Genomic DNA, 24,207 nt, shown 5'->3' with positions numbered 1-24,207 from the left:
GTCGGTGTGGCCGTTACCAGCGGCTGTGCTCCGTCGGCGGGGTGTAGTAGCTCTCGGCGTAGGAGTGCTCTGCCCAGCGGGACTTCGCGTCCGCGTCGCTGTCACCACCGTGGCCGGGCCACCACGCGCGCCGCCCGAGCAGCGCGGTCACCGCGGGGGTGAAGAACAGCGCCATCACGAACGCGGCGATCGCGATGCCCACCGAGATGGCGAAGCCCATCTGCGACAGGGTGCTGTTGCCCGCCAGCATCATCGAGGCGAAGGTGCCCGCCAGGATCAGTCCGGCCGCCGCGACGGTCGGCCCGGTGTGCCGCACGGCCAGCGCCGCCGCTTCGCGTGGCGTGTGTCCCTCGCGGGCTTCCTCGCGCAACCGGGCGACCATCAGGATGTTGTAGTCGGTGCCCAGCGCGACGACGAACAGGTACATGATCACCGGCAGCGTGAAGATCAGGCCGTTCTCGCCCTGGATCTGCTGGAACACCAGCACCGTGGCACCCAAGGTCGCGGCGAAGCCGAGGAACACCGAGGCCATCAGATACCACGGTGCGACGAGACTGCGCAGCAGCAGCGCCAGCACGAGCATGATCAGGATCGCGGCCACCGGGAAAACGATCGCGTAGTCGTGGTTCATGGCGTCCTTGAAGTCGACGAACACCGCGGTCATGCCGCCGACCGCCGCCGTGGCTCCCGCGGGCGCCGCTTGATGCGCGACCGTACGCAGCGGACCGGCCACCGTGTCGAGCGCCGCATCGGATTCCGGTGCGTCGGCGAGCGTCACCTGGAAGTCGGCGATCGTGCGGTCCGGTGACAATTGCGCCTGCCCGACCTGCCCGACGCCTTCGACCTGGGTCAACGCCGTTCGGTAGGTCGTGAGCTGGTCCTCGCTCAGCGGTCCGCCGGGCGAGTGCAGCAGCACGTCGGAGGGCTGGGTGGCGCCCGCCGGCATTCCCTTGAGCAGCTCGGTGGTGAAGACCACCGACTCGGAGGCGTCGGAGGTGGAACCCGAGCTCAGATCGAAGGTCGGGTTGAAGCCGACCGCGAACACCCCGAGCGCCACCAGCACTCCGCCGGAGGCGACAGCGAATACGCCCGGCCGCCTGCCCATCGCCGCGCCGATCGCGCCGAACCGCGCGCCTCTCGGTTCGACCTGCCACGCCTTCGAGGGCCAGAACACCTTGGTGCCCAGCAGGGAGACGATCGCGGGTACCAGCGTGAGACCGGCCAGCAGCGCCACCGCGACGGCGATCGCCAGCGCGGGACCCATCGCCCGGAACATGCCGAGGCTCGACAGAGTCAGCGCCATGAACGCGATGATCACGGCGGCTGCCGCCGAGGTGATGGCCTCACCGACGCGGGCCACCGCGTTGATCATCGCGGTCTTGGGATCGTCGCCCGCTCGCAGCCGTTCCCGGTAGCGGAACATCAGGAACAGGATGTAGTCGGTGCCGACGCCGAACAGTACGACCAGCAGGATGGCGCTGATCGAGGTGTCGATATCGAGGTCGAATGCCTTGGCCGCCATGGCGATCAGGCCGCTGACCGTGCTCGAGATCGCGCCGATGGTGATCACCGGCAGCAAGGCGATGACCGGGCTGCGGAAGATGATCAGCAGCAGCACCAGGATCAGCACGATCGTGGCGATGCCGATGATCGCCATGCCCTTCTCGCCCTCCTCGGTCTGATCGAGGGTCTGTGCCGCGGTGCCGGTGATGCCTGCCTTCAACCCGGTGTCACGCACCTGTTCCTTCAGCTGTTCGCGCAGGCTCTTCACCGCCTCGCCCTGCGTCTTGTCGGCGGCGTCGGTGAGTTTGGTCATCTGCACGGCGACGACCTGAACCAGGCGATTCTCCGACGGTGGTGTCACCTGAATGCCGGTGACCCCCTTGATATTGCGTGCGGTGAGCGCTGCCGCTGCCGCGCCGACCGTAGTCGAGTCGTCGTCGGTGAGCGCCGCGCCGTCCGCGCGGACCATCACGATGAGCGCGGCGGGCGCGGAATGCTGCGGAAATGCCTGCTCCTGCAACTTCATCGCCTGGATCGACTCGTAATGCGAAGGCAGGAACTCGGATTGGTCGGTCGTCGCGGTGAGCGTCGGCGCCGTCGACAACACGGCGACGATCGCGAGCACCCACAGCCCGATCACTTTCCAGGGATGGTGGACGACGACGCGTCCCAGTCTGGCGAACATAGTGGTAGGTCCTTTCCCGGCCCGGCTGGTCAGATGTCGAGGTCGTGGTTGCGCGGGTGCTGGACGCGGTCGACGATCATCAGGTGCGCCTTCGGGGAGACCAGTGGGCGCACAGCGTCGAGCGAATCGACGACCTCGGTGGTGTAGTCGCCCCAGCTCTGCTCGCCCTTGCCGAGGATCGAGCGCCAGTTCTTCCAGTCCACGGTCCAGTCGCCGAGCTCGTTGTAGTCCGACCATGCCGAGGTCTGCTTGTGCACCAGGAAGTTGCCCTTGCGGGTCAGGTAGACCCGGACTGTTTCGATGGTCTTGCGGGTTACCCGGCGTGACCGGCCGACCTCGCGGCCGGTGAAGCGCTGGGTGCGGCCGCCACCTGGACCGACCTTGACGAGCACCGGGGCGAACCCGTCGTTGTCGGTGTTCGGCTCGGTGGTGTCTATTGCAGTGTCGTATGCGGGTTCGATGGTCATCGATTGCTCCGATTTGATAAGGCAGTGCGCATGTGGGCATGGGTATACGAGCGGCGTGCCCTGCGTTTCGGGCCGTCGTCGTGGGTCTGTGTTCAGTTGTGCGGTAGCGGTACTCGTTCCGTCCGACTCACTATAAGTAGATGTATACGTATAGGGCAAGAGGCAAAAAAAGTCCGCACGGATCGACTCCGTGCGGACCGCTCCGTGCGGGGCGAGCTACAGCTCGTACACGCCGAACGCCCGATTCTGGATGCACATCGGCATCACGTGGACCCGGTCGGTCCATTCGAATCTCGCTGCCGCCTCGACGGTTTCGCGTTCGGCGACGCACACGCTCGCGGTGCCCGGCATCGTCAACGGATTGAGCACCGCCAGGGGGATACCGGCGTGGACGCCGCTGTAGAGCCCGCCGCTGAAGCACAGCGGCGTGATGGCGATGCCGCGGATCGCGCTCTCACGGTCGGCGGCGGCCTGGGCGCCGGGGACGCCGGCGCAGTCGAGCGGGTTCTCGTTCGACGCCTGGGCGGGAACGGTCAAGAGGGTGAATCCGGCCGCACAGCCCGCGGCAACGGCCATCAGGGTTCGAGCAAATGTGGTCCTGGTCATAGGCGCATTCAAGCACTGGTGGTGATGGGTGCCCACAATCTGGGCGGCGTGTTGGGCTGTGTTTTCGGCGCGCCGGGGCACACGTGTTCGCGGCTCCGAGGGGCGACCCGGCCGCCCCTCGGGATCGGGGAGCTCGGGCCGGGTCAGGTCGGGGTAGCCAGGGCGAAGGGGAGGACGGCGTCGGCGCCGCTGGTGCGCAGGGCATGGGCGGCGACGGTCATGGTCCAGCCGGTGTCGGTGAGGGTGTCGACGAGCAGGATCGGTCCGTCGACCCCGGAGAGGTCGGGGATCTCCCAGGAGTCGAACAGCCCGGCGACCCGATGGGCGGAGTTCGCCGCCGAGACCGGGGGACGGTCGGGTCTGGTGCGGAGGGTGCCGAGGTTGTCGAGTCGGCCGATCTGGGCCAGGCGTTCGGCGAGACTGGCGGTGAGCTGGGGATATCGGGGGGATTCGAGAGCCAGCACCGAGGTGGGACGGGTGGTCCAGGTCCAGTCACGCAGTACCGCGACGCAGGCGTCGAAGACCGCGTCGGGGACCGGTGCGTCGGTGGCGTCGAGCAGGGCGCGCAGCCGCATTCCCCAGCCCAGGTCGGTGAGTCGGCCGAGGACGCGGCCGGTCTCGGCACCGCCGGAGATCTTGCCCGACAACGGGATTCCCAATTTCGCCATGCCGCTGGGCCACTGTTTGCGGGGGGCGAGGTCGAGGCCGGGACGATCGAGGCGGGCTCGGGTCGCGGCGATCGCGGCGTCGTCGACGGTGGTGTCGGCACGGGTGCCGGTGCAGTTGTCGCAGCGGCCGCAATCCAGCTCCGCTGTCGCGAGCCCGCCCAGGCCGGGGTCGTCGAGTTGGCGGCGCAGGAAGGTCATCCGGCACGACGCCGTCGACTGATAATCGATCATCGCCTGTTGTTCGGCGTCGCGTGCCGCGGCCAGGCCCTCGTAGCGCTCGGTGTCGTAGGTCCAGTCCTGGCCGGTCGAGAGCCACCCGCCGCGCACCCGGCGCACGGCGCCGTCGACGTCGAGCACCTTCAGCACCATCTCGAGACGCGATCGGTTCAGCTCGACGAGCGGTTCGAGCGCCACCGTCGACATCGCCCGGTCGGTGTCCAGCGCGGCGAGCACCGAGCGCACGATGTGTTCACGCGGGAAGGCGACGGAGGCGAAGTAGCTCCAGATCCGCGCGTCCTCGGGGCCGGGCAGCAGGACCACTTCGGCGCGTTCGGTACCGCGCCCCGCGCGACCGACCTGCTGGTAGTAGGCGATCGGCGAGGACGGCGCACCGACGTGCACGACGAATCCGAGATCCGGCTTGTCGAAACCCATGCCCAGTGCCGACGTCGCGATCAACGCCTTCACCTCGTTGTTCAGTAGCGCGGCCTCGAGCACCTCGCGTTCGGCCGGGTCGGTCTGGCCGGTATAGGCGGCGACGGTGTGGCCGTGTGAATTCAGCAGGTCGGCCAGATCGTTGGCCGCCGCGACCGTGAGGCAGTAGATGATGCCCGAGCCCGGCATCCGATGCAGCTGTTCGCCCAGCCACGCCGTGCGCTGCACCGCGTCGTCGAACCGCACCACCGACAGGTGCAGTGATTCGCGATCCAAAGTGCCGCGCAGCACCAACGTATCGGTGCCGATCTGTCCGGCCACGTCGGTGACCACCCGGTCGTTGGCGGTCGCGGTGGTCGCCAGGACCGGCACCTCCGACCCGAGGTCGGCGATCAACGTGCGGATGCGGCGGTAGTCGGGCCGGAAGTCGTGGCCCCAGTCCGATACACAGTGCGCTTCGTCGATGACGACCAGCCCGGCGTCGGCAGCAAGGCGCGGCAGCACCTGATCGCGAAAGTCGGGGTTGTTCAACCGTTCCGGGCTCACCAGCAGCACGTCGACCGCACCGTCGGCCACCTGCTGATGGATCTCGTCCCACTCGGTGACGTTGCCCGAGTTGATCGTGGCCGCCACCACCCCGGCGCGCTCGGCGGCCGCCACCTGGTTGCGCATCAACGCCAGCAACGGCGACACGATCACCGTCGGCCCACGCCCCGCTCCGCGCAGCAACTTGGCCGCGATGAAGTACACCGCCGACTTACCCCACCCGGTCCGTTGCACGACCAGCGCCCGCCTGCGCTGCACCACCAGCGCTTCGATCGCGATCCACTGATCTTCCCGCAGCCGCGCATCGGGTCCGGCGAGCTCACGAAGCAGCTGTTCGGCTCGTTCGCGCAGGTCAGGAGCCGTCAGGTCGAGCACATCGTTGCCTGCGGGTGAGGTCATGCGCCTATCGTGCCGTACACCTCCGACAGGTTCGATGGGCAACACAGACAGCCGACCATGAATCAGCCCTTCACGCACAGCACCTGCCGCAGCGTCGCCACCACCTCGACCAGATCGGCCTGTGCCGCGATCACCTGATCGATGTCCTTGTACGCGGCCGGGATCTCATCGACCACGCCCGCGTCCTTACGCGATTCCACACCCTCGGTCTGCGCGACCAGATCCGCGACCGTGAATTGCCGCTTGGCCGCCGACCGGCTCAACCGCCGCCCCGCACCGTGCGAGGCCGACTGGAACGACGCCGGATTCCCCTTGCCCCGCACCACATACGACCGCGTCCCCATCGAACCCGGAATCAACGCGAGTTCACCGGATCCGGCCCGCACCGCGCCCTTACGGGTCACCAGCATCGGCTCACCGTCGATGATCTCCTCGGCCACATAGTTGTGATGGCAGGAAATGGGCTCGTCGAAACGCACCTCGCGCCCGGCGAATTCATCGCGTACCGCACGGCACACCAGCGACAGCATCACCGCACGATTACGCGCGGCGTATTCCTGCGCCCAGGTGAGGTCACGCCGGTAGGCGTCCATTTCCGCTGTCCCGGAGACGAAGACGGCCAGATCGCGATCCGGCAGCGACTGGTTGTGCGGCAGCGCGCGGGCCACCGCCATGTGCCGCTCGGCGAGCTCCTTGCCGATATTGCGCGAACCGGAGTGCAGCAGAATCCAGACGGCATCGTCCTGGTCGAGGCAGACCTCGATGAAGTGATTGCCCGACCCGAGCGATCCGATCTGCTTGTGCGCCTTGGACTCCAGCTGGGAGACCCCGGGATGCAGCTCGCCGAACGAACGCCAGAACCGCTCCCAGCTGTTGGCCCGCAACGCGGCCTGCCCATGCGACCCCGCGAACTCCGCACCCAGCTTCGTGACGTTCACCGCGTCCTTGTGCGCCTGGAAGCCGACCGGTACTGCGCTCTCGATCCGGTTGCGCAACGAGCGCAGGTCATCCGGCAGGTCGGCGGCGGTGAGATCGGTCTTCACGCTCTCCATCCCGCATCCGATATCCACCCCGACCGCGGCAGGCGCCACCGCATCACGCATCGCGATCACGGACCCGACCGTCGCCCCTTTGCCCAGGTGCACATCGGGCATCACGCGCAGTCCGTGCACCCATTCCAGGTTCGCGATATTGCGAAGCTGGCGCAGCGCTGACTGCTCGATCTCGTGCTCGTCGGCCCACATGAGCGTCTGCGCTCGCGTACCGCGCAGCTCGACGGGAAACATGGTCGGTCCTCTCCTTGATGAAGGACCAACGGTAGGGATGGGGTGGAGGCGGCGCACCTTATTTTCGCCGCGCCCGACAGGTCAGTCGGCGGTGAGGGCTGCCGCGATCCTGTCGCTTCCGGGGATCGCCGAGCTCGCGCCGAGCCGGGTGGTCGTCAGAGCTCCGGCGGTGTTCGCCCAGTTCAGTGCGGTAGAAATGCCCCGATTCCAGGTTGCGACCAGCGCGCCGGTGAACGCGTCGCCCGCGCCCGTCGTGTCGAGGACGTCGACGGTGCGACCGCCGACGGATCGCTCGTTTCCGTCGGCGTCGCGATAAACGGCGCCGTCCCCACCGAGCGTGCGCACGAGATGCGCGACGTGCGTCAGCTCGTCCGAATACTGCTCGGACTCCAGGGAATTCACGATCGCGAGATCGACGGCCGCCCATAATTCGTCGGGCAGCGGCTGAACCGGGGACGGATTGAGCGCGACGACGGTGCCCGACGCGCGGGCGTGCTGTGCTGCGGCGAGCACCGTGTGGATCGGAATCTCCAACTGGCACAACAGGATGTCGGCACGCGCGATCGCGGCGAGTTCGGCTGCCGTCAGATCGGTTACCCGCCCGTTGGCCCCCGCCACCACGATGATGCTGTTCTCGCCTGCCTCGTCGACCACGATCGAGGCGATCCCGCTGGCGCCATCGATCCTGCGGAGCAAAGTGATGTCGACGCCGGCCCCCGACAACGTGGCCGCCAGGTCCGTCCCGAACGCGTCGTCGCCGATCGCCCCGAGAAATCGCACCCGCGCCCCGGATCGCGCGGCCGCGATCGCCTGGTTCGCCCCCTTACCGCCGGGCACGGTCGCGAAGTCGCTCCCGAGCACCGTCTCACCCGGCGCGGGCCTGCGTGGGACCGTCGTGACCAGGTCCATATTGACGCTGCCGAGCACGACGACGCTCGGCGAACCGGTGCGATCCATGACGCCGAATCTAGCGGCGACGGCGTTGCTGTGGACAACTTTGTCGACGGCGTCGCCGAACCTGTGCACAACTCGGTCCCGGTGCCGGTCGGAGGGCTATTCCGGGTCCCGGGTGGCGTCGAGCGCGCGAGGCGGCCTGCGTAGGCTGATAGCCATGACGGTAGAAGTGACCCCCGAGCTGGACATCCGCGCAGCGGTGCACGACGCCGCCCGCAGGGCTCGCGTCGCGTCCCGTGTGCTGGCTCAGCTGACCGCGGCGCAGAAGAACGACGCCCTGCACGCGGCGGCCGACGCCCTGCTGGCCGCCGCCGATCGCGTACTCGCGGCCAACGCCGAGGACATCGCGACCGCGCAGGCCGCCGGTACCGAGGAGAATCTGCTCGATCGGCTGCGGCTCACCAAGGCCCGCATCGACGGCATCGCCTCGGGGCTGCGGCAGGTCGCCACTCTGCCCGACCCGGTGGGTGTCATCGTGCGCGGTTCCACGCTGCCCAACGGCCTCGAGATCCGCCAGACCCGCGTCCCCCTCGGTGTGGTCGGCATGGTCTACGAGGCGCGGCCCAATGTCACCGTCGACGCGTTCGGTCTCGCTCTCAAATCGGGCAACGCGGCGCTGCTGCGCGGGTCGTCCTCGGCGGCGAACTCCAACGCCGCACTGGTCGAGGTCTTGCGCGAGGCCCTTGTCGCCCAGGATGTTCCGGCCGACGCCGTGCAACTGCTGCCGAGCAACGACCGCTCCAGCGTCACCCACCTGATCCAGGCCCGCGGCCTCGTCGACGTGGTGATCCCGCGCGGCGGCGCGGGCCTGATCAACGCCGTCGTCCGCGACGCGCAGGTGCCCACCATCGAGACCGGCACCGGCAACTGCCACGTCTACGTGCACTCGGCCGCCGATCTGGACATGGCCGAGGCCATCGTGCTCAATGCCAAGACCCGCCGACCCAGCGTCTGCAACGCCGCCGAGACCGTACTCATCGACGCCGCCGTCGCCGAGACCGCGCTGCCGCGGCTCAGCAAGGCGCTCGACGACGCGGGCGTCACCATCCACGGCGACCTGCCCGGTCAGGTCCCGGCCACCGACGCCGACTGGGGTGAGGAGTACCTCACCCTCGATATCGCGCTGAAGGTGGTCGACGACCTCGATGCCGCCGTCGACCACATCAACACCTGGGGGACCGGCCACACCGAGGCCATCGTCACCGCCGATCTGGCCGCCGCTCGCGAGTTCACGGCCCGCGTGGACGCCGCCGCGGTGATGGTGAACGCGTCCACCGCGTTCACCGACGGTGAGCAGTTCGGGTTCGGCGCCGAGATCGGCATCTCCACCCAGAAACTGCACGCCCGCGGCCCGATGGCACTGCCCGAACTCACCTCCACGAAGTGGATCGTGTGGGGCGACGGCCAGACTCGGCCGGTGTGATCGTGACTCTCGTACAGGAACCGATCTTCACGTCGGTAGACGATGTCATCTCCCGCCTCGCCACCACCGGCTACCTGGCCGACAAAGCAACGGCCACTTCGGTCTTCCTTGCCGACCGGCTGGGCAAACCGCTGCTCATCGAGGGGCCGGCCGGTGTCGGCAAGACCGAACTCTCGCGGGCGGTAGCCCAGGTCGCCGATGCCGAACTGGTCCGCCTGCAGTGCTACGAAGGCGTCGACGAGGCTCGCGCGCTCTACGAGTGGAATCACGCCAAGCAGATCCTGCGGATCCAGGCGTCGAGTGAAAATGATTGGGCCGAAACCAAAGCCGACGTCTTCACCGAGGAGTTCCTGCTCTCGCGCCCGTTGCTCACCGCCATCCGCCGCACCGAGCCGACGGTGCTGCTGATCGACGAGACCGACAAGGCCGACGTCGAGATCGAGGGTCTGCTGCTCGAAGTGCTCAGCGATTTCGCGGTGACCGTGCCCGAGCTGGGTACCATCACCGCTACGCGCAAGCCGTTCGTGGTGCTCACCTCGAACGCCACCAGGGAACTGTCGGAGGCGCTCAAACGCCGCTGCCTGTACCTGCACCTCGACTTCCCCGACGAAGATCTCGAGCGCCGCATCCTGGCCAGCCGTGTGCCGGAACTCCCGAGCACCGTGGCCGAGCAACTGGTGCGGGTCGTGCACGTGTTGCGCGGTATGCAACTCAAGAAGCTGCCCTCGGTCGCCGAAACGATCGACTGGGGCAACACCTTGCTCGCGTTGGGCGCCGCCGACCTCGACGACGCGACCGTGCGCGCCACGCTCGGCGTGGTGCTCAAGCACCGCAGCGATCACCAGCGCGCGCTGGCCGAGCTGAAACTGGCCTGATCGTGACTGCGCCAGCACCCCACGGAATCGGCGGCCACGTCGCCGGTTTCGTCGGTGCGCTCCGCGCCCGTGGCGTGCCGGTGGGACCCTCGGAAACCGTCGATGCGGGCCGCGTACTGACCGTGCTGGATCTGCTCGATCGCGAAGCTGTGCGCGAAGGGCTGGCCTGTGCGCTGCTGCGCAGGCCTACCCATCGCGCCACCTTCGACGGCCTGTTCGATCTGTGGTTCCCCGGTGCCGTGGGTGATCGCACCGCTGAGACTCCGGACCTGCCACGCACTCCCGACGGCCAGATCGACCTGGCCGCCCTCCGTGAGCAGCTCGCCGAAATGCTCGCCGCCGACGGTGGTGGCGAGCAGTTGCAGATGCTGGCCGGACAGGTGGTCGAACAGCTGGGGCAGTACCAGTCCGCGCGTGGACCGTCGTTCTCCGCGTACCAGGCTCTCAAAGATCTCGCGCCCCAGTCGTTGCTGGCCAAGGTGCTCGCGGGTCTCGCTCTCCCGCCGGACGCGAGCGAGCGCGACACCGAGGTTGCCCGCCGCGTCGCACGGGAACGCATCGCGGGGTTCCGCGCCAGCGTGGAAGCCGAGACCAATCGGCGCGTGGCAGAGCAGATCGGGCGCGAACGCGTCGCGACCTACGGTGTCGCGCGCCAGGCCGAGGACGCCGACTTCCTGCGCGCGTCCGAACGCGAGCTCACCGAACTGCGGCGCGGCACCCAGCGACTGGCCCGGATCCTGGCCTCCCGGCTGGCGGTGCGGCGCAAACGAGCGCGGCGCGGCGAAATCGATCTGCGCAAGACCCTGCGTGCCTCGATGTCCACCGGCGGGGTGCCGATTGATCTGGTGAACCGCAAGCCGCGTCCCGGTCGACCGGAACTGGTGCTGCTGTGCGATATCTCGGGCTCGGTGGCCGGGTTCAGCAACTTCACACTGCTGCTGGTGAGCGCGCTGCGGGAGCAGTTCTCCCGGGTGCGGATCTTCGCGTTCGTCGACCGCACCGACGAGGTGACGAGCTTCTTCGAGCCGTACGCGGGTCTCGACGATGTGATGACCCGGATCTTCACCGAGTCGCGCATCATCGACGCCGACGGGCACTCCGACTACGGCTACGCGCTGACCAGCTTCGCCGAGAACTTCGGTGAGGCCGTCACCAGCCGCAGCTCGCTGCTGGTTCTCGGCGACGGCCGCACCAACTACCGCAACCCGCAGCTGGACACCCTGCGCGAACTGGTCGGCACCGCCCGGCACGCGCACTGGCTGAATCCGGAACCCCAGAACCTTTGGGGGACAGGCGATTCAGCGGCCCGCGACTACGGTTCGGTGATCGAGATGCACGAATGCCGATCAGCTCGGCAGCTGACCGAGGTGGTCTCCCGACTGTTGCCCGTCTGAAGGAGCTGACGATGAGTGTCGACGTCCTGGCTTACTGCCTGGCCAAACCGGGCGCCTGGGAGGACGAGCCGTGGGAGGGCGACACCGTCGCCAAGGTCGGCGACAAAGTCTTCGCGTTCCTCGGCGCGGGCACGTCGATCGGGCTCAAGTGCGGGCGTGACCGCACCGAAGCCGACGAGCTGGTCGACATCTACCCCGACGACGTCACCGTGTCGGCCTACATCGGCCGCTACGGCTGGAACAGCATCCGCGTCGGCGGCGCGGTGCCGGACGACGAACTACGCGAACTGATCGACGCCTCCTACGACGCGGTCGTCGCCAAGCTCCCGAAGTCGAAGCGCCCCACCGCCTGAGTACTTCAGCCGACGTTAAGCGGCTCACATGGCACGGCTACCAAGATCACGCCCATGCTGGCAGGGGCGTCGCGCGACGACGAGCGATCCGATCGACGGATATCGGATGCAGTAGTGGTTCTGCCGGGCTGTGCGCTCGCGCGGTCGTCGAGCTCCGCCCGGTGAACGATGCGTTCGCGAACGAGAACGATTCGCTTCGAGAAGAAGAACCTCACCTTCCGCCTGCCGGTGGCCGCGAGGTGGGTTCGGCCGGCGCAGGGCAGGCCACGGCGCTCGCGGCAGGTTCGTTCGGTGCGGATGCCGGTCCGCTGGCGCCGGGTTCAGGGGCGCGGGCGGCGCGGCGACTGGCCGGTATCGCCGCCGCTCGGCTGGCAGACGCTCCCGCGGCAGCGGAGGAGCAACTGCGTCGGGCCCTGGTTGTCGGTGCGGGTGAGCTGGCCGGGCGCGAACTAGCCGCGATGCGCACGCAGCTGGTGACCGCGGTCGCCGCCCAGCCGGGCCGTGACCGCGACGTAGCCCGCGCCGCGGCCTCGGCTGCTGCCTGCTGGCAGCCGATCTCGTGTGCGGACTCGGTCCACCTGTGGCTGGTCGCGGGTCGTGCCTGGCATCGTGCGGGTCGGCACGGCGAAGCGGTGGTCGCCTTCGACCGCCCACTGCTCACCGGCCCCGTCGGCTACCCACCTGCCGAGCTCGCGCTGGTACGTGCCCAGTTCGCCGAATCGCTGAACCACGTCGGTCGCTACCGCCAGGCCGCCTGGCAGTTCACCGAGGCGGCACGGCTGATCGGCGGTACGCCCTCGTTGCGCCGCCGCCATGCCGATCTGGTCTGGTCGGCCGCGGTCGCCCGGGAGTGCTGTGGACAGGAGACCGAGGCGCTCGGCGGCTACCTGCGCGCCGCGGGCCTGTGGGGCGAACAGGACAAGATCGTGCCGCGGGCCCGCTGCCTGCGTGCCGCCGCCTGGTTGCAACTGCGCGGACCGCAGGGGCGTGTGCGTGGGCCCTGGTGGGTAACGATCGATGTGTTGTTGAACGAGCTGGACCGCCGGGTAGCCGCCGAGCCGGCCGCACACCTCGTCGAGGAGCTGAAACGCACCCGTGCCCAGTTCGCGCAGATGTGCGCCCAGGCGTCGGGACCTCGCGAGCGTCGCGATGGCGCGGAGTAGTCCGGTCCGCCCCGATCTCATGGGCCGGATTAAGCTCAGACCTCATGCACGAAACAGCTCGGCCGCGCCGCAAGCTCGGCGTCATGGGCGGCACCTTCGACCCGATCCACCACGGCCACCTGGTCGCGGCGAGCGAGGTCGCGAACCGGTTCGAGCTCGACGAAGTGATCTTCGTGCCGACCGGCCAGCCGTGGCAGAAGGTCAACAAGCAGGTCAGCCCCGCCGAGGATCGCTATTTGATGACGGTTATCGCCACCGCGTCCAACCCGAGGTTTTCCGTCAGCCGAGCCGACATCGAACGCAACAAGGTCACCTACACGGTGGACACCCTGCGCGAGATGCAAAACGCGCATCCCGACGCGGAGCTGTACTTCATCACCGGTGCGGACGCGCTGGCCAACATCCTGACATGGCAGGATTGGACCGAACTGTTCGAACTGGCGAAGTTCGTCGGGGTGAGCCGACCGGGTTACGAACTGAACACCGATCATCTCGAGGAGCATTTGCGGGACCTTCCCGCCGACGCCGTGACGATGGTCGAGATCCCCGCGCTGGCCATCTCGTCGAGCGAATGCCGCCGCCGCGCCGCGGAGGGTCGGCCGGTCTGGTACCTCGTCCCCGACGGCGTGGTGCAGTACATATCGAAGCGGCACCTCTACGTGCCCGCAGGAACGGAAGGTAGCTGACGTTGAGCCACATGAGCGAGGGTCTGACCCCGCAGGAGGAGACCGTATGAGTGCCTCTACCGAAGCGATCGAGATGGCCACGGTCGCCGCACTCGCCGCCGACGACAAGCTGGCCACCGATGTCGTCGTCCTCGACGTCTCCGAGCAGCTGGTGATCACCGACTGCTTCGTCATCGCGTCGGCGCCCAACGAGCGCCAGGTCAACGCGATCGTCGACAACATCGAAGACAAGCTGCGCGAAGCCGGCCACAAGCCGGTCCGTCGCGAAGGCACCCGTGAGGGTCGCTGGGCGCTGCTCGACTACGTCGATATCGTCGTGCACGTCCAGCACAACGACGAGCGCAACTTCTACGCACTCGAGCGCCTGTGGCGTGACTGCCCGGCGGTTCCCGTCGAAGGCATCGCCGCACTCCCGACTCCGGCCGCGGACGACGACGCGCAGGTAGAGGGAATCAACGAGTGAGCAAGTACGCCCATGTGCGCAACCTGATCCTGTTGCGGCACGGGCAGACCGAATGGAACGCGGCCGACCGGATGCAGGGTCAGATCGACACCGATCTCACCGAACTCGGTCGCCAGCAGGCCAAAGAGGCCGCGCGCGAACTGGGTTCACGCAACGCCATCGCGATCCACGCCTCCGATCTGCGTCGCGCCAAGGAAACCGCCCAGGCACTCGGTGACATCAGCGATCTGCCTGTCATCACCGATCCGCGACTGCGCGAAACCAACCTGGGCGACTGGGAAGGCCTGACCCACCTCGAAGTCGACGCCGATTACCCCGGCGCGCGCGTGCAGTGGCGTCTCGACGCGACCTACACACCGCCCGGCGGCGAGAGCAAGCTCGAGGTGGGTGCCCGGTCCCTGCCTGTGGTGCGCGAACTGTACAACGAGCGGCAGGATTGGCCCGGTCGGACTATCATCCTGGTTGCGCACGGCGGGCTGATCGCTGCTCTGACGGCCGCGTTGCTGGAACTGCCACCGGAGAACTGGCCTGCCCTGGGTGGGCTGGCCAATACCAGCTGGGTGCAGCTTTCCAGCCACGGCCCGGACATCGATCGACCCGGCTGGCGCCTCGATGTGTGGAACGCAGCGGCGAAGGTAGCTCCCGATGTCCAATGAAGAGCCCGACCGATCAGTACCTGATGAGATGTTCCAGCAGGTGACGGCCAAAGCCGGACGGCAATTGCCGGACGCGCTATTCGGTCCGCCACCCGCTCGGCCCGCGCGCGCAGAGCGTGAGGAGCCGATCCGTTCGGTACCGGACGAGCTCTTCAAGCAGGTCACCGCACGCAGCGCGCGATCGCTGCCCGATGCCCTGTTCGGCCCGGTGCCCCCGCCGGTCGTCGCAGATCCCGAGCCGGTCGACTCGGCGGCAGACGTCGTCGAGTCCGGCTCGGGGACAGCGGATTCCGGGTCCCCGACCGCCGATGTTTCCCCAGACGGCAGTGTCGACGGCGATAGTGCGGTGACCTCGATCGGTGACGATGCCGAGGCCGCACGCGGCGCTGTCGACGTCGCATCCAGTTCCGCTGTGCAGGAAGCGGACAGCGAGACTTCCGGTGCCACGGCATCGGTGGATGTTGTCGCAGATGACGGTTCGACAGACGAACTCGGCGATGCGGATTCCGGTGCTGCACAGACCGATACCGCCCAGTCCACTGCGGATATCGCCGCTGCTGCGGATGCGGTATCGGCTGCCGGCAGTGAGAAGTCCACGGAGACGTCCGTCGATGACCCGGCAGTCGCCGAGTCGATCGTGGATGCCGCCGGATCTACGGATACGGCTGCGCCGCAACCACTCCGGCCGGAGGCGAGCGATCCGGTTCGGGTCGATGCCGCTACCTCGTCCGAAGTTTCTTCGGCTGAGGTGGCGACTGCCGTCGAAACCGGTTCTGCTGATGCGCAGGTCGATCCTCCCGCCGCACTTCCGGACGTGGACCTCGATATCGCGGACAGCTTGCTGACATCCTCGGCAACCGCTGTCGCGGATCCCGCGGTCGAGGTGTCCGCGAAACCTGCTGTCTCGCCCGGTGAATCGGGCGCTGCGGAGATCTCCGGTTCGCTGCTCGTCGAGGAAGCCGTGTCGCCCAGGCCGGTCGAGTCGGCAGCACCGCGTCCAGTGCTGCTCGTAATCGCCGACTCGCTCGCCTACTACGGGCCGAAGGGCGGGCTGCCTGCCGATGATCCACGGATCTGGCCGAATATGGTTGCCGCGGAACTGGATTGGGATGTCGAACTGATCGCTCGGATCGGCTGGACCTGTCGCGATGCCTACTGGGCGCTGATCGGAGATCCGCGCGTGTGGGCCGCGGTGCCGCGCGCCGGGGCGGTCGTATTCGCCGTCGGCGGCATGGACACGTTGCCGTCCCCGCTGCCCACCGCGCTGCGGGAGATGATTCGCTATATCCGTCCGCCGCGTCTGCGCCGTGGCGTGCGGGCGTCCTACAACTGGCTGCAGCCGAAGCTGTCGAAACTCGGTCGCCCGGTTGCCCTTCCGCCCAAGGTGAGCGTGGACTACCTGGAGCAGTCGCGGACCGCGCTGAATCATCTGCGTCCGGAGCTGCCTGTCGTGGCGGTGCTGCCGTCGGTCCACAAGTGCGACGCCTACGGGCGGGTCCACCGGGGCAGGGCGCGGGCGGTCAAGGCATTGCAGGCGTGGTCGGGCCGTACGTCGGTGCCGCTCGTCGACCTCGGCGAGGCCGTGCGCGACGACATCGAGTCGGGATCGGCGAACCCGGATGGCATCCACTGGGGCTGGGCCGGGCACGCGGCGGTGGCGACGGCGATGACGAAGGCGCTGCAGGAGGTCCGGTAGTCCGTGGCCGTTGTGGTGGTGACCGATTCGGCGGCGGGGTTGTCCGCCGATCTCGTCGCCGAGCTCGGTATCGAAGTGGTGCCGTTGCATGTGCTCGTCGGTGAGCACGAGATCCGGGAAGGCGTCGACCCGATCGAGATCGACTACACCGCCGACTCGGTCACCACGTCGGCCGCCTCGCCCGGAGAACTGCGCGAAGCCTACGAACGAGCGCTGAGCCTCAGCGACGGCGACGGTGTGGTGGCCGTCCATCTGTCGCGCCGATTGTCGGCGACGTGGGAGTCGGGCCGTCAGGCGGTGCGCGACATGGGCGCCGAAGATCGTGTGCGCGTTGTCGATTCGCTCGGGGCCGGCCTGGCGACCGGTCTGCCCGTGCTGGCCGCCGCGCGTAAGGCGAGGGCAGGCGAGGCGTTGAACGATGTCTATGAGCGCGCGGTGTCGGCCGCGACCCGTTCGCGCACGTTCATCCTGGTCAACCGCACCGAGCAACTCCGCAAGGGTGGCAGGCTGAGCAGCGCCGCAGCGTTCTTCGGCAGTGAACTGGTGACGAAACCACTGCTGCAGCTGGTGGAGGGCAAGCTCGAAATGCGTGAGAAGGTGCGAACCAGATCGCGTGCCTACGCCAAGCTGGTGGCTGCCGCGGTGGAGGCGGCCGCATCCGATGGTGCGGCGCTCGGCATCCAGCATCTCGGTGCCCCCGAGGCCGCCGAAAACATCGCGGCGCAATTGCGTGAGCAGCTGCCGGAGGTGCACGAGCTCTACGTTGCCGAGTTCGGCCCCGCACTCGGTGTGCACCTCGGTGTCGGCGCACTCGGTGTCGCGGTGTTGCCCGGCGGATGCGTCTGATCGCTGCGGGTTCAGAATCTCGCTGAGGGCAAACAGTCCGGTGACGATGATCCGGTGCCTACCGTGGTTCTCATGGTTGGCCACACTTCCCCACAGACCGACGTTTCGCCACGAGTGCTCGTGGTCGACTGGGACGACCCGGATGCCGAGTCGCTGCGCGCGGAGATGTCGGCCGAGGTCCGTCCCCGCTACGCCCACCTCGAGCTCGCCCTGCGCGGTCCCTCGCCGATCGCGGTCGATCACGCGACCGTGCACCAGACGTTCGTCGCGTACGTGGGCGCGGAGCCTGTCGGGCACGCCGCGGTGCGCTGGAACGCCGGTGACCTCGAACTCAAGCGGATGTTCGTGCGTCCCGCCTACCGTGGCACCGGAACCGCGACCGCGCTGTTGCACGCCGCCGAAGCATCCGTGCGCGCGGCCGGCCGGCCCCGGATGATCCTGCAGACCGGGCACCTGCAGCCGGAAGCGGTGCGCTTCTACGAGCGCAGTGGCTATCACCGGATTCCGCTGTTCGCGCCGTATCACGTCCTGCCGCAGTCGAACTGTTTCGCGAGGAACCTGGACTGAAGTGATGATCGCGGGGGGATCTACGATTCCCCGATGACCGGATACGACGACTTCGACCACCTCGACGCCGCGAGCCTGCCTCCCCGCAGACAACACATCCTCGCCGTGATCAGGGATTCGGTGCTCGCCCACGGCTACGCGCCGAGCACGCGGGAGATCGCCGACGCGGTGGGCCTGCGCTCCACATCCACGGTCTCCCAACACCTGAAGGCGTTGGAGGAGGACGGGTTCCTGCGCCGTGCCGCCACCATGACCCGACCCATCGACGTGCGCCTGTTCCTGCGTGGCGCGTCCGTCGCCGACTCCGACGCCTCGGTGTCGGTGCCCGTCGTCGGCGACATCGCGGCGGGCACTCCGATCCTGGCCGAGCACAACCCCGACGACGTCATGACCCTCCCGCGTGAACTGGTCGGCCGTGGTGAGGTTTTCGGCTTGCGGGTGCGTGGCGACTCCATGATCGATGCCGCGATCTGCGACGGCGACCTCGTGGTGGTGCGTAGTCAGCGCGAGGCCAACTCCGGCGATATCGTCGCGGCGATGATCGGCGAGGAAGCCACGGTCAAGGTGTACCGCCGCCGCAACGGGCACGTGCAGCTCGAACCGCGCAACCCCGCCTACTCCGTGATCGACGGTGACGAAGCCGTCATCCTGGGCCGCGTCGTGTCGGTGATGCGCCGACTCTGAGGTCGCTACGCCGGGCCGAACCAGTCCAGCGACTGGCCGTGCGGCCCGGCGAAAGCCAACGGCTCGTCGTCGAGGGCGAGCACCAATCGGGCCGCTGTGCTCTCGCGCGGGGGCAACCGGTCGGCCAGCGTGCTGAGAACCCCGGTGCCCTCTTGCGACACCCAGTGGCAGGGCAGGTCCCGCACCGTCGCCCGGAAGTCTGCCCGCGCCTGAGGGGAGAGGTAGCTCAGCACAGCACTGTGGAAAACCACTACGGTGCTGGCGCGTGGCGCCGCGAGTACCAGCTCGGTGACCTGCTCGTTCAGGTCGCCGGTGACGATGGCCGGTGGTTCCGCCGCCGCGATCGCGCAGGCCGAACGCAAGCGCGACAGCCGCTCGTCCTGTCCCGGCCAGACCAGCGCGGACAGCCACTGCCGGTCGTCGCTGTTGCCGGCATCGAGTGGGTTCAGATCTACTCCGGCCCGATGGACGACCCGGGGGAGCCGGTCCGGGATCGGCACCGCTCCGGTTGTCTTGCAGGTCAACACAACCGATGACGGACCGTCTGCCGGATCCAGCGCGGCGGTGTTGTAGCGATAACTGAAACGGTCCGGGTACAGGCACAGTCCGGCCGATGCTCCGACCTCGATGAGCGACAGGGGTCCGGGCAGGCGGGCCAGCACCGGCAGCAGGGTGGCCGCCCGGCCCGCCTCGTTCGTCTGTGTACGTCTGCGCAGCGCGGTCGCGGAGATCGCCGACCAGTTCTCGCGCAGTTGGTCGCGGAACTCGTGATAGGGAACCGCGGTCGCGCCGTGCACTCGCGCGGCGGCCAGGATCAGGTTGGGTTGCTGTTTGTCCGTGGGCAATTGGGCGATCAGCGCCAGTACCTCCGCGTCCACGCTGATATCCAGCGCTCGCCGGTGATAGAGCGGGGAATTTCCGCGCGCTTCGAGAAGTGCGAAGTCGCGGAATCGTTGTGCGAGTTCCATGGGTTCCTGGGTACGTCGAATCGGCCATGAGCGCACGGTATCCACTCGGGCAGACGAGATTCCGGGTGCGAAGCCACGCTGACCGGTGAGTTGTCCACAGGTTCGGAGTTATCCACAGGTTTCCTCGAAGCCCAGGTCGGCGGGGGTTCGTCAGGTCGGCGTCGGCCTAGCGTCGCTGCCATGTCACGACACGAAGAGCACGAGCGAGTACGGCAGCGGCTGGGCGGGCTGGCGGTCCGCGAGCGAGCGCGACCGAGTAGTCAGCCGCTGCGCGCGTCCGGGATGGAGGCCGGGAACAGTGCTGCGCGCCCTGACGACGGCGAAGGACAGTGGGACGATGACGAACTCGCGCCGTCGGCCGGACCGCCAGGCCCAGTGGGGACACCCGGGTGGCTCGACGATGGTGGATCGGGCAGGCGAAACCGCCTGGTGCCGGCGCGCTTCCAAAACGCACGGCTGGATCCGGGCCGCCGCGGCGCGCTGGTACTCGGGCTGGTCGGGGTCATCGCTGTGGTGCTCACCGGTGTGATGGTGCTACGCGATCAGCCGGTGGCGCGGGCGGTTCCGCCGGTACCTGTACTGCGGGCGGAAAGCGTTGCGGTACAGCCCGGCCCGACCACGGTGGTCGCGGCCGTGTCCGGTCCAGGTCCGACCTCGAGTGCCGATGTCGTCGTCAGCGTGGTCGGTTTGGTCGAACGAGCCGGGCTGCACCGATTGCCGGACGGTTCCCGGATCGCCGACGCCTTGGAGAAGGCAGGAGGGATTCGTGACGGTGCCGACCTGGCAGGCCTGAACCTGGCTCAACGACTGGTGGACGGGGACCAGGTCATAGTCGGAGCCACGGATCCTCAAACCGGTCAACCACGCCTCGGCAGCATCACGATCGGTGCTGGTCGCGCACCTGTGACCCCGCCCGGCACCGGCGGCTCGAACACCGCGAGCTCGAAACCAGGAGGTTCGAGCACCGCCGGCCTCAGTGGCGGTGTCTCGTCCGGCAATTCGCGCATCGATCTGAACACCGCGACCGAAGCCGAGTTGGACGCACTGCCCGGCGTAGGACCGGTCACCGCCAAGGCAATTCTCGCGTGGCGCACCACCAACGGACGCTTCACCGATGTCGCTCAACTCGGCGAGGTAGACGGCATCGGTCCCGCCCGGCTGGCTCGACTCCGCGACCTGGTGACGGCATGATCCATGCGAAGACACCCCGCGCGGAGGTGATCGCGTGACCTGCCCAATGTGGCCCTGCGCACGGCTCGGTACCGGACCCGCCACAGCTCAACCCATCGAAACAGTGGAGGACTGCGCGCCGGGATCAGGCGATCTCCGCCGCCTCGCATGTCCACTCGGATCAGGCGAAAAACCTCGTTCTGCGAACGATGTGGTTGACCTGGGCATCGGTACGCCCCGACCTGACGACACGGCAGGCGGATGAGACACGAGCCGGGCGAGGGAGCGGTTCGGGAGGAACCGCGCCGGCGACCGAGAGTCGTACAGCACGGGGGAACGATTCCGGGAGATTCGGACCGGCGTGGGCGGCTGGGAACGGTTGAACGCGAGGGCGCTTTGCAGGAAAGGTCGGGTCCGCGTCGGTGGACGCGAGCAGCAGAGCACTGGGAGTCGGCGGGGCGGGGGCCGGGACGCCGGGTTGGCGTGGGACAACAAGGAGTGACGGGCAAGGGGGAACCGGAGCTAAAGGTACTCGATATGCGGTTGGTTCCTGCGGCGTTCGGGTGCTGGGTGGCGACGATTGTCGCGGTGACTGTGGGGTGGGTCGCGGGATTGGTGCTGGCTGCTGCGTCGGTCGTGGTCGCGATCGGGTTGTGGGTGGTGCTGCTGTGGGCGATGGCGCATCGGCGGGAGCGGTGGCGGGTTGTCGCGGTGACCGGGTTGGCGACGATGCTGCTCGGTGCGGGGTTCGCGGCGGCCGGTGCTTGGCAGGAGCACCATGTCCAGGCACATCCGTTGCGAGAATCGTTCGGCCGGTCGGTGAACGTGCTCGCGGTGGTCACCGATGACGCGAAGCCCCTGCGCGCCGGTGGGTTCGGCGGTGAGCGGCGGTGGATTGTTCGTGCGGGTCTGCGCGAGTTCGGTCATGGCCCGACATGGACGCAGGCAGGCGGTTCGATTGTGGTGCTCGCGCAGGGCAGTGAGTGGGCTGAGCTGTCGCCTGGGCAAGTGGTGCGATTCCGGGCTGAGGTCAGCGAGCCGAACCGCGCCGATCTGACGGTTGCCACCCTGCACGCCGCCGACGCACCGAAGCGGATCGGTGAGCCGCCGTGGTGGCAGCGGGTCGCGGCGAGCGTGCGCACGGATCTGGTGGACGCGTCCGCCGAGGCACTGCCACCTGCTGCGGCGGGGTTGCTGCCCGCGCTCGTTGTCGGTGACACTGTCGCGCTGCCGGAACAAGTGCGTGACGCATTCGAAATTGCTGGATTGCAGCACCTCTGTGTGGTCAGTGGAGCCAATTTCACCATCCTGCTGACGGCCCTGTTGGCACTCACCCGCCTGCTCACGGCCGGCCCGCGGACCAGTGCTGCCGCGGCGGCGGGGGCCGTCGCGCTGTTCGTCGTGATCGCCCGCCCCGACCCGAGTGTGCTGCGCGCGGCAGCGATGGGCTCGGTGACAGTGCTCGCCCTGCTCACCGGCAGACGCAAGCAGGCGCTGCCGGCGTTGTGTGCGGCGGTGATCGGATTGCTGGCCGTTGCACCGCAATTGGCGGTGAGCGCGGGATTCGCGCTGTCGGTGCTCGCGACCGCGGGGCTGATCTTGCTCGCGCCCAGCTGGGCGGACTGGTTGCGGGCGCATGGTTGGTGGCGCGCACCCGCGGAGATCGTCGCGGTGTCGGTGGCCGCGTTCGTGGTCACCGTGCCGCTGATGGTTGCCCTGTCGGGGCGGGTGAGCCTGGTGGCGATCGTGGCCAACGCGCTCGTCGCACCGGTGGTCGGGCTGATCACGGTGATCGGCGCGGTGGGCGCGGTCGTGGCCTGCGTATGGGGTGATGCCGCAGTATGGGTGCTGTGGTGCGCGCGGCCACCGATGTGGTGGTTGCTCGGCGTCGCCGATCGCGCGGCCGCGGTGCCGGGCGCCACGATCACGGTGCCTGGCGGCGTGGTCGCAGGATCGGTCGCGGCGGTGATCGTCGTCGTGGTCGTGGCGGCACTGCGCTGGTCGCACACCCGCAGACTCCTCGCGGTGGTGGTGCTGGGAGTGTCGATTGTGCTGCTCCCGGTGCGCTTCTTGCAGCCAGGATGGCCACCATCGGGCTGGGTGCTCGCGATGTGTGACGTTGGGCAGGGCGACGGCCTGGCTCTGTCTGTTGCTCCCGGTGCCGCGGTCGTCGTAGACGTCGGCCCGGACCCACGCCCGATCCGGGCCTGCCTGGATCGCCTGAAAATCACCCACATCCCGCTACTGGTCCTCACTCACCCCCATGCCGATCACATCAACGGACTCGCCGGCGCTCTCCGAGGCCGCACTGTCGACGCTATAGCTACCGCCCCGGGCGAACTCCGCTCAGCGATCGCCGAAACCTGTGCCGCCGCGGACCGCACCACAGCGCCGACACCGACCACAGCGCCGACGCCGAGCGCAGCGCCGACGCCGAGCGCAGCGCCGACGCCGAGCACTGCCCCGACACCGGGCACAGCGCCGACGCCGCCGAACCTCACCCCATCGACCGGAACTCCCTCGCATCCCACAGAAATCGAGAGATACCCATCGCGAACAGCGGAATCGTCACCACCTGCGCAGGGGGTAGTCGCCGCGCGGGTGCCCTCTGTGGATTCGGCTGTCCCACCGTTGCATCCGGACGACTCGGGCGGACCGTCGTCGCGCTCGGCGACGCCGACCATCCCAGGGCGACCGCAGCCGACCGCAACCTCACATCCGATGGAGCGAGCGTCGACGGTGGTCACCGCGGTGCGGCAGACGGGAGACGATCATTTCGTGTGCCCGCGTGGGACGCCGGGGGAGAAGCCGGCGAAAAGTGGTCGCCGTTCCGCGGAACAGACTGTTTCCCAACGAGAATCGCATGGCCACGGTGACGACACCGAGGGAGTGGAGCGGGTGACGGAACTGGCTGGTGCGGCTGATATTCCGCTGATGGAACTGCACGCGGGGCACGAAATGACCTTCGGCGCAGTCGGATTGCGTGTGCTGGCACCGAGCCGGGACCTGCCGACGTCGCTGTCGGCCGATGCGGCCAACGATCGGTCACTGGTGATGCGAGCACGTACGCCGGCCGGAACGATCCTGTTCACCGGCGACATCGAGGCCGAGGCACAGGCCCGGATCATGCGCGGTGAGGATGTCCGGGCGGACGTCCTCAAGGTCCCCCATCACGGATCACGCACCACCACACCGGCATTCCTGCGTGCCGTCGGACCACGCCTGGCGTTGGTCAGTGCCGGGTCGGACAACACCTTCGGGCATCCGCACCCCACGGTGACCTCGACCCTCGCCGCGCTCGGCGCAACCGTCGCTCGGACCGACCTTGAGGGTGACGTCGTGATCGTGGGTACCGCCGCCGATCTGCGGACCGTCACGTCTCGTCGACGAGCACCGCAGACGCGGCACGGCCCCACGCCTGGATGGCGTCGAGGATCTCGATCCGGTCGGTGGGCACGTTGATACCCGCCACGACTGACGTCTCGGACCGATGCT

General features: G+C 68.3%; 21 protein-coding genes. 14 read left to right on the top strand and 7 right to left on the bottom strand.

Going from position 1 to position 24,207, the window contains the following annotated elements:
- Positions 1–13: 13 nt before the first annotated feature.
- The 6 genes from ACWDXS_RS24785 to ACWDXS_RS24760 form a co-directional block, all read right to left on the bottom strand.
- A complete protein-coding gene (locus ACWDXS_RS24785; protein WP_378993758.1) occupies positions 14–2,188 on the bottom strand; it encodes an MMPL family transporter in 2,175 nt (724 codons plus the stop codon).
- Between the two features lie 29 nt (positions 2,189–2,217).
- Complete coding sequence (locus ACWDXS_RS24780) at positions 2,218–2,655, bottom strand: EXLDI protein (RefSeq protein ID WP_387447701.1); 438 nt, start codon at positions 2,653–2,655, stop codon at positions 2,218–2,220.
- A gap of 216 nt (positions 2,656–2,871) precedes the next feature.
- A complete protein-coding gene (locus tag ACWDXS_RS24775) occupies positions 2,872–3,261 on the bottom strand; it encodes a hypothetical protein (RefSeq protein WP_378637387.1) in 390 nt (129 codons plus the stop codon).
- A gap of 143 nt (positions 3,262–3,404) precedes the next feature.
- On the bottom strand, positions 3,405–5,528 hold the full coding sequence (locus ACWDXS_RS24770; protein ID WP_378993762.1) for a RecQ family ATP-dependent DNA helicase: 2,124 nt from the start codon (positions 5,526–5,528) through the stop codon (positions 3,405–3,407).
- Between the two features lie 62 nt (positions 5,529–5,590).
- The gene (locus ACWDXS_RS24765; protein WP_449969113.1) at positions 5,591–6,814 is read right to left on the bottom strand and encodes an RtcB family protein; all 1,224 of its coding nucleotides are present in this window, start codon (positions 6,812–6,814) and stop codon (positions 5,591–5,593) included.
- Between the two features lie 81 nt (positions 6,815–6,895).
- Positions 6,896–7,771 carry a ribokinase gene (locus tag ACWDXS_RS24760; RefSeq protein ID WP_449969110.1) on the bottom strand — a complete coding sequence of 292 codons (876 nt, stop codon included), beginning with the start codon at positions 7,769–7,771 and terminating at the stop codon, positions 6,896–6,898.
- 154 nt (positions 7,772–7,925) lie between these two features.
- Here ACWDXS_RS24760 and ACWDXS_RS24755 point away from each other — a divergent pair, with 154 nt between their 5' ends.
- The 12 genes from ACWDXS_RS24755 to lexA all read left to right on the top strand — a co-directional run bounded on the left by ACWDXS_RS24755 (position 7,926) and on the right by lexA (position 18,574).
- Positions 7,926–9,191: a glutamate-5-semialdehyde dehydrogenase gene (locus tag ACWDXS_RS24755; RefSeq protein ID WP_449969107.1), complete on the top strand. Its 1,266-nt coding sequence runs from the start codon at positions 7,926–7,928 to the stop codon at positions 9,189–9,191.
- Positions 9,188–10,066, top strand: a complete 879-nt coding sequence (locus ACWDXS_RS24750; RefSeq protein WP_358071885.1) for an AAA family ATPase — start codon at positions 9,188–9,190, stop codon at positions 10,064–10,066. Before ACWDXS_RS24755 ends, ACWDXS_RS24750 begins: the two co-directional genes overlap by 4 nt.
- Positions 10,063–11,460, top strand: coding sequence for a vWA domain-containing protein (locus ACWDXS_RS24745; RefSeq protein WP_449969162.1), 1,398 nt, complete (start codon positions 10,063–10,065; stop codon positions 11,458–11,460). The genes ACWDXS_RS24750 and ACWDXS_RS24745 overlap by 4 nt, the downstream gene beginning before the upstream one ends.
- 11 nt (positions 11,461–11,471) lie before the next feature.
- Positions 11,472–11,813 carry an MmcQ/YjbR family DNA-binding protein gene (locus tag ACWDXS_RS24740; RefSeq protein ID WP_358071889.1) on the top strand — a complete coding sequence of 114 codons (342 nt, stop codon included), beginning with the start codon at positions 11,472–11,474 and terminating at the stop codon, positions 11,811–11,813.
- Between the two features lie 239 nt (positions 11,814–12,052).
- Entirely contained in the window at positions 12,053–12,976 is a 924-nt protein-coding gene (locus ACWDXS_RS24735; RefSeq protein WP_449969102.1) for a hypothetical protein, read from the top strand.
- Between the two features lie 44 nt (positions 12,977–13,020).
- Complete coding sequence (nadD, locus tag ACWDXS_RS24730; protein ID WP_101463962.1) at positions 13,021–13,662, top strand: nicotinate-nucleotide adenylyltransferase; 642 nt, start codon at positions 13,021–13,023, stop codon at positions 13,660–13,662.
- Positions 13,663–13,708: 46 nt separating this feature from the next.
- Complete coding sequence (gene rsfS, locus ACWDXS_RS24725; protein WP_056821472.1) at positions 13,709–14,125, top strand: ribosome silencing factor; 417 nt, start codon at positions 13,709–13,711, stop codon at positions 14,123–14,125.
- Complete coding sequence (locus ACWDXS_RS24720) at positions 14,122–14,781, top strand: histidine phosphatase family protein (protein ID WP_101463961.1); 660 nt, start codon at positions 14,122–14,124, stop codon at positions 14,779–14,781. Before rsfS ends, ACWDXS_RS24720 begins: the two co-directional genes overlap by 4 nt.
- The gene (octT, locus tag ACWDXS_RS24715; RefSeq protein ID WP_449969096.1) at positions 14,771–16,477 is read left to right on the top strand and encodes a diglucosylglycerate octanoyltransferase; all 1,707 of its coding nucleotides are present in this window, start codon (positions 14,771–14,773) and stop codon (positions 16,475–16,477) included. The genes ACWDXS_RS24720 and octT overlap by 11 nt, the downstream gene beginning before the upstream one ends.
- Positions 16,478–16,480: 3 nt before the next feature.
- Complete coding sequence (locus ACWDXS_RS24710; RefSeq protein WP_449969093.1) at positions 16,481–17,323, top strand: DegV family protein; 843 nt, start codon at positions 16,481–16,483, stop codon at positions 17,321–17,323.
- A 72-nt stretch (positions 17,324–17,395) separates the two neighbouring features.
- Entirely contained in the window at positions 17,396–17,890 is a 495-nt protein-coding gene (locus ACWDXS_RS24705) for a GNAT family N-acetyltransferase (RefSeq protein WP_379318846.1), read from the top strand.
- 33 nt (positions 17,891–17,923) lie between these two features.
- A complete protein-coding gene (lexA, locus tag ACWDXS_RS24700; RefSeq protein WP_449969089.1) occupies positions 17,924–18,574 on the top strand; it encodes a transcriptional repressor LexA in 651 nt (216 codons plus the stop codon).
- A gap of 5 nt (positions 18,575–18,579) precedes the next feature.
- On the opposite strand, the gene ACWDXS_RS24695 is transcribed toward lexA, so the two are convergent.
- Positions 18,580–19,542 carry a DUF2332 domain-containing protein gene (locus tag ACWDXS_RS24695; RefSeq protein ID WP_449969087.1) on the bottom strand — a complete coding sequence of 321 codons (963 nt, stop codon included), beginning with the start codon at positions 19,540–19,542 and terminating at the stop codon, positions 18,580–18,582.
- Positions 19,543–19,722: 180 nt separating this feature from the next.
- Here ACWDXS_RS24695 and ACWDXS_RS24690 point away from each other — a divergent pair, with 180 nt between their 5' ends.
- Complete coding sequence (locus tag ACWDXS_RS24690; protein ID WP_449969084.1) at positions 19,723–20,733, top strand: ComEA family DNA-binding protein; 1,011 nt, start codon at positions 19,723–19,725, stop codon at positions 20,731–20,733.
- A gap of 516 nt (positions 20,734–21,249) precedes the next feature.
- A complete protein-coding gene (locus ACWDXS_RS24685) occupies positions 21,250–24,174 on the top strand; it encodes a ComEC/Rec2 family competence protein (protein ID WP_449969081.1) in 2,925 nt (974 codons plus the stop codon).
- Positions 24,175–24,207 lie beyond the last annotated feature (33 nt).

The sequence above is a fragment of the Nocardia sp. NPDC003183 genome, from assembly GCF_053590715.1.
The sequence above is the reverse complement of the archived record's forward strand: the minus strand, read 5'-3'. Positions and strand labels throughout refer to the sequence as shown.

Bases quoted from the DNA above. Each gene is read 5' to 3' on its own strand.
- ACWDXS_RS24785 (WP_378993758.1), bottom strand. From the start codon at position 2,188: ATGTTCGCCAGACTGGGACGCGTCGTCGTCCACCATCCCTGGAAAGTG.
- ACWDXS_RS24780 (WP_387447701.1), bottom strand. From the start codon at position 2,655: ATGACCATCGAACCCGCATACGACACTGCAATAGACACCACCGAGCCG.
- ACWDXS_RS24775 (WP_378637387.1), bottom strand. From the start codon at position 3,261: ATGACCAGGACCACATTTGCTCGAACCCTGATGGCCGTTGCCGCGGGC.
- ACWDXS_RS24770 (WP_378993762.1), bottom strand. From the start codon at position 5,528: ATGACCTCACCCGCAGGCAACGATGTGCTCGACCTGACGGCTCCTGAC.
- ACWDXS_RS24765 (WP_449969113.1), bottom strand. From the start codon at position 6,814: ATGTTTCCCGTCGAGCTGCGCGGTACGCGAGCGCAGACGCTCATGTGG.
- ACWDXS_RS24760 (WP_449969110.1), bottom strand. From the start codon at position 7,771: ATGGATCGCACCGGTTCGCCGAGCGTCGTCGTGCTCGGCAGCGTCAAT.
- ACWDXS_RS24755 (WP_449969107.1), top strand. From the start codon at position 7,926: ATGACGGTAGAAGTGACCCCCGAGCTGGACATCCGCGCAGCGGTGCAC.
- ACWDXS_RS24740 (WP_358071889.1), top strand. From the start codon at position 11,472: ATGAGTGTCGACGTCCTGGCTTACTGCCTGGCCAAACCGGGCGCCTGG.
- nadD (WP_101463962.1), top strand. From the start codon at position 13,021: ATGCACGAAACAGCTCGGCCGCGCCGCAAGCTCGGCGTCATGGGCGGC.
- rsfS (WP_056821472.1), top strand. From the start codon at position 13,709: ATGAGTGCCTCTACCGAAGCGATCGAGATGGCCACGGTCGCCGCACTC.
- octT (WP_449969096.1), top strand. From the start codon at position 14,771: ATGTCCAATGAAGAGCCCGACCGATCAGTACCTGATGAGATGTTCCAG.
- ACWDXS_RS24705 (WP_379318846.1), top strand. From the start codon at position 17,396: ATGGTTGGCCACACTTCCCCACAGACCGACGTTTCGCCACGAGTGCTC.
- lexA (WP_449969089.1), top strand. From the start codon at position 17,924: ATGACCGGATACGACGACTTCGACCACCTCGACGCCGCGAGCCTGCCT.
- ACWDXS_RS24695 (WP_449969087.1), bottom strand. From the start codon at position 19,542: ATGGAACTCGCACAACGATTCCGCGACTTCGCACTTCTCGAAGCGCGC.
- ACWDXS_RS24690 (WP_449969084.1), top strand. From the start codon at position 19,723: ATGTCACGACACGAAGAGCACGAGCGAGTACGGCAGCGGCTGGGCGGG.
- ACWDXS_RS24685 (WP_449969081.1), top strand. From the start codon at position 21,250: ATGCGGTTGGTTCCTGCGGCGTTCGGGTGCTGGGTGGCGACGATTGTC.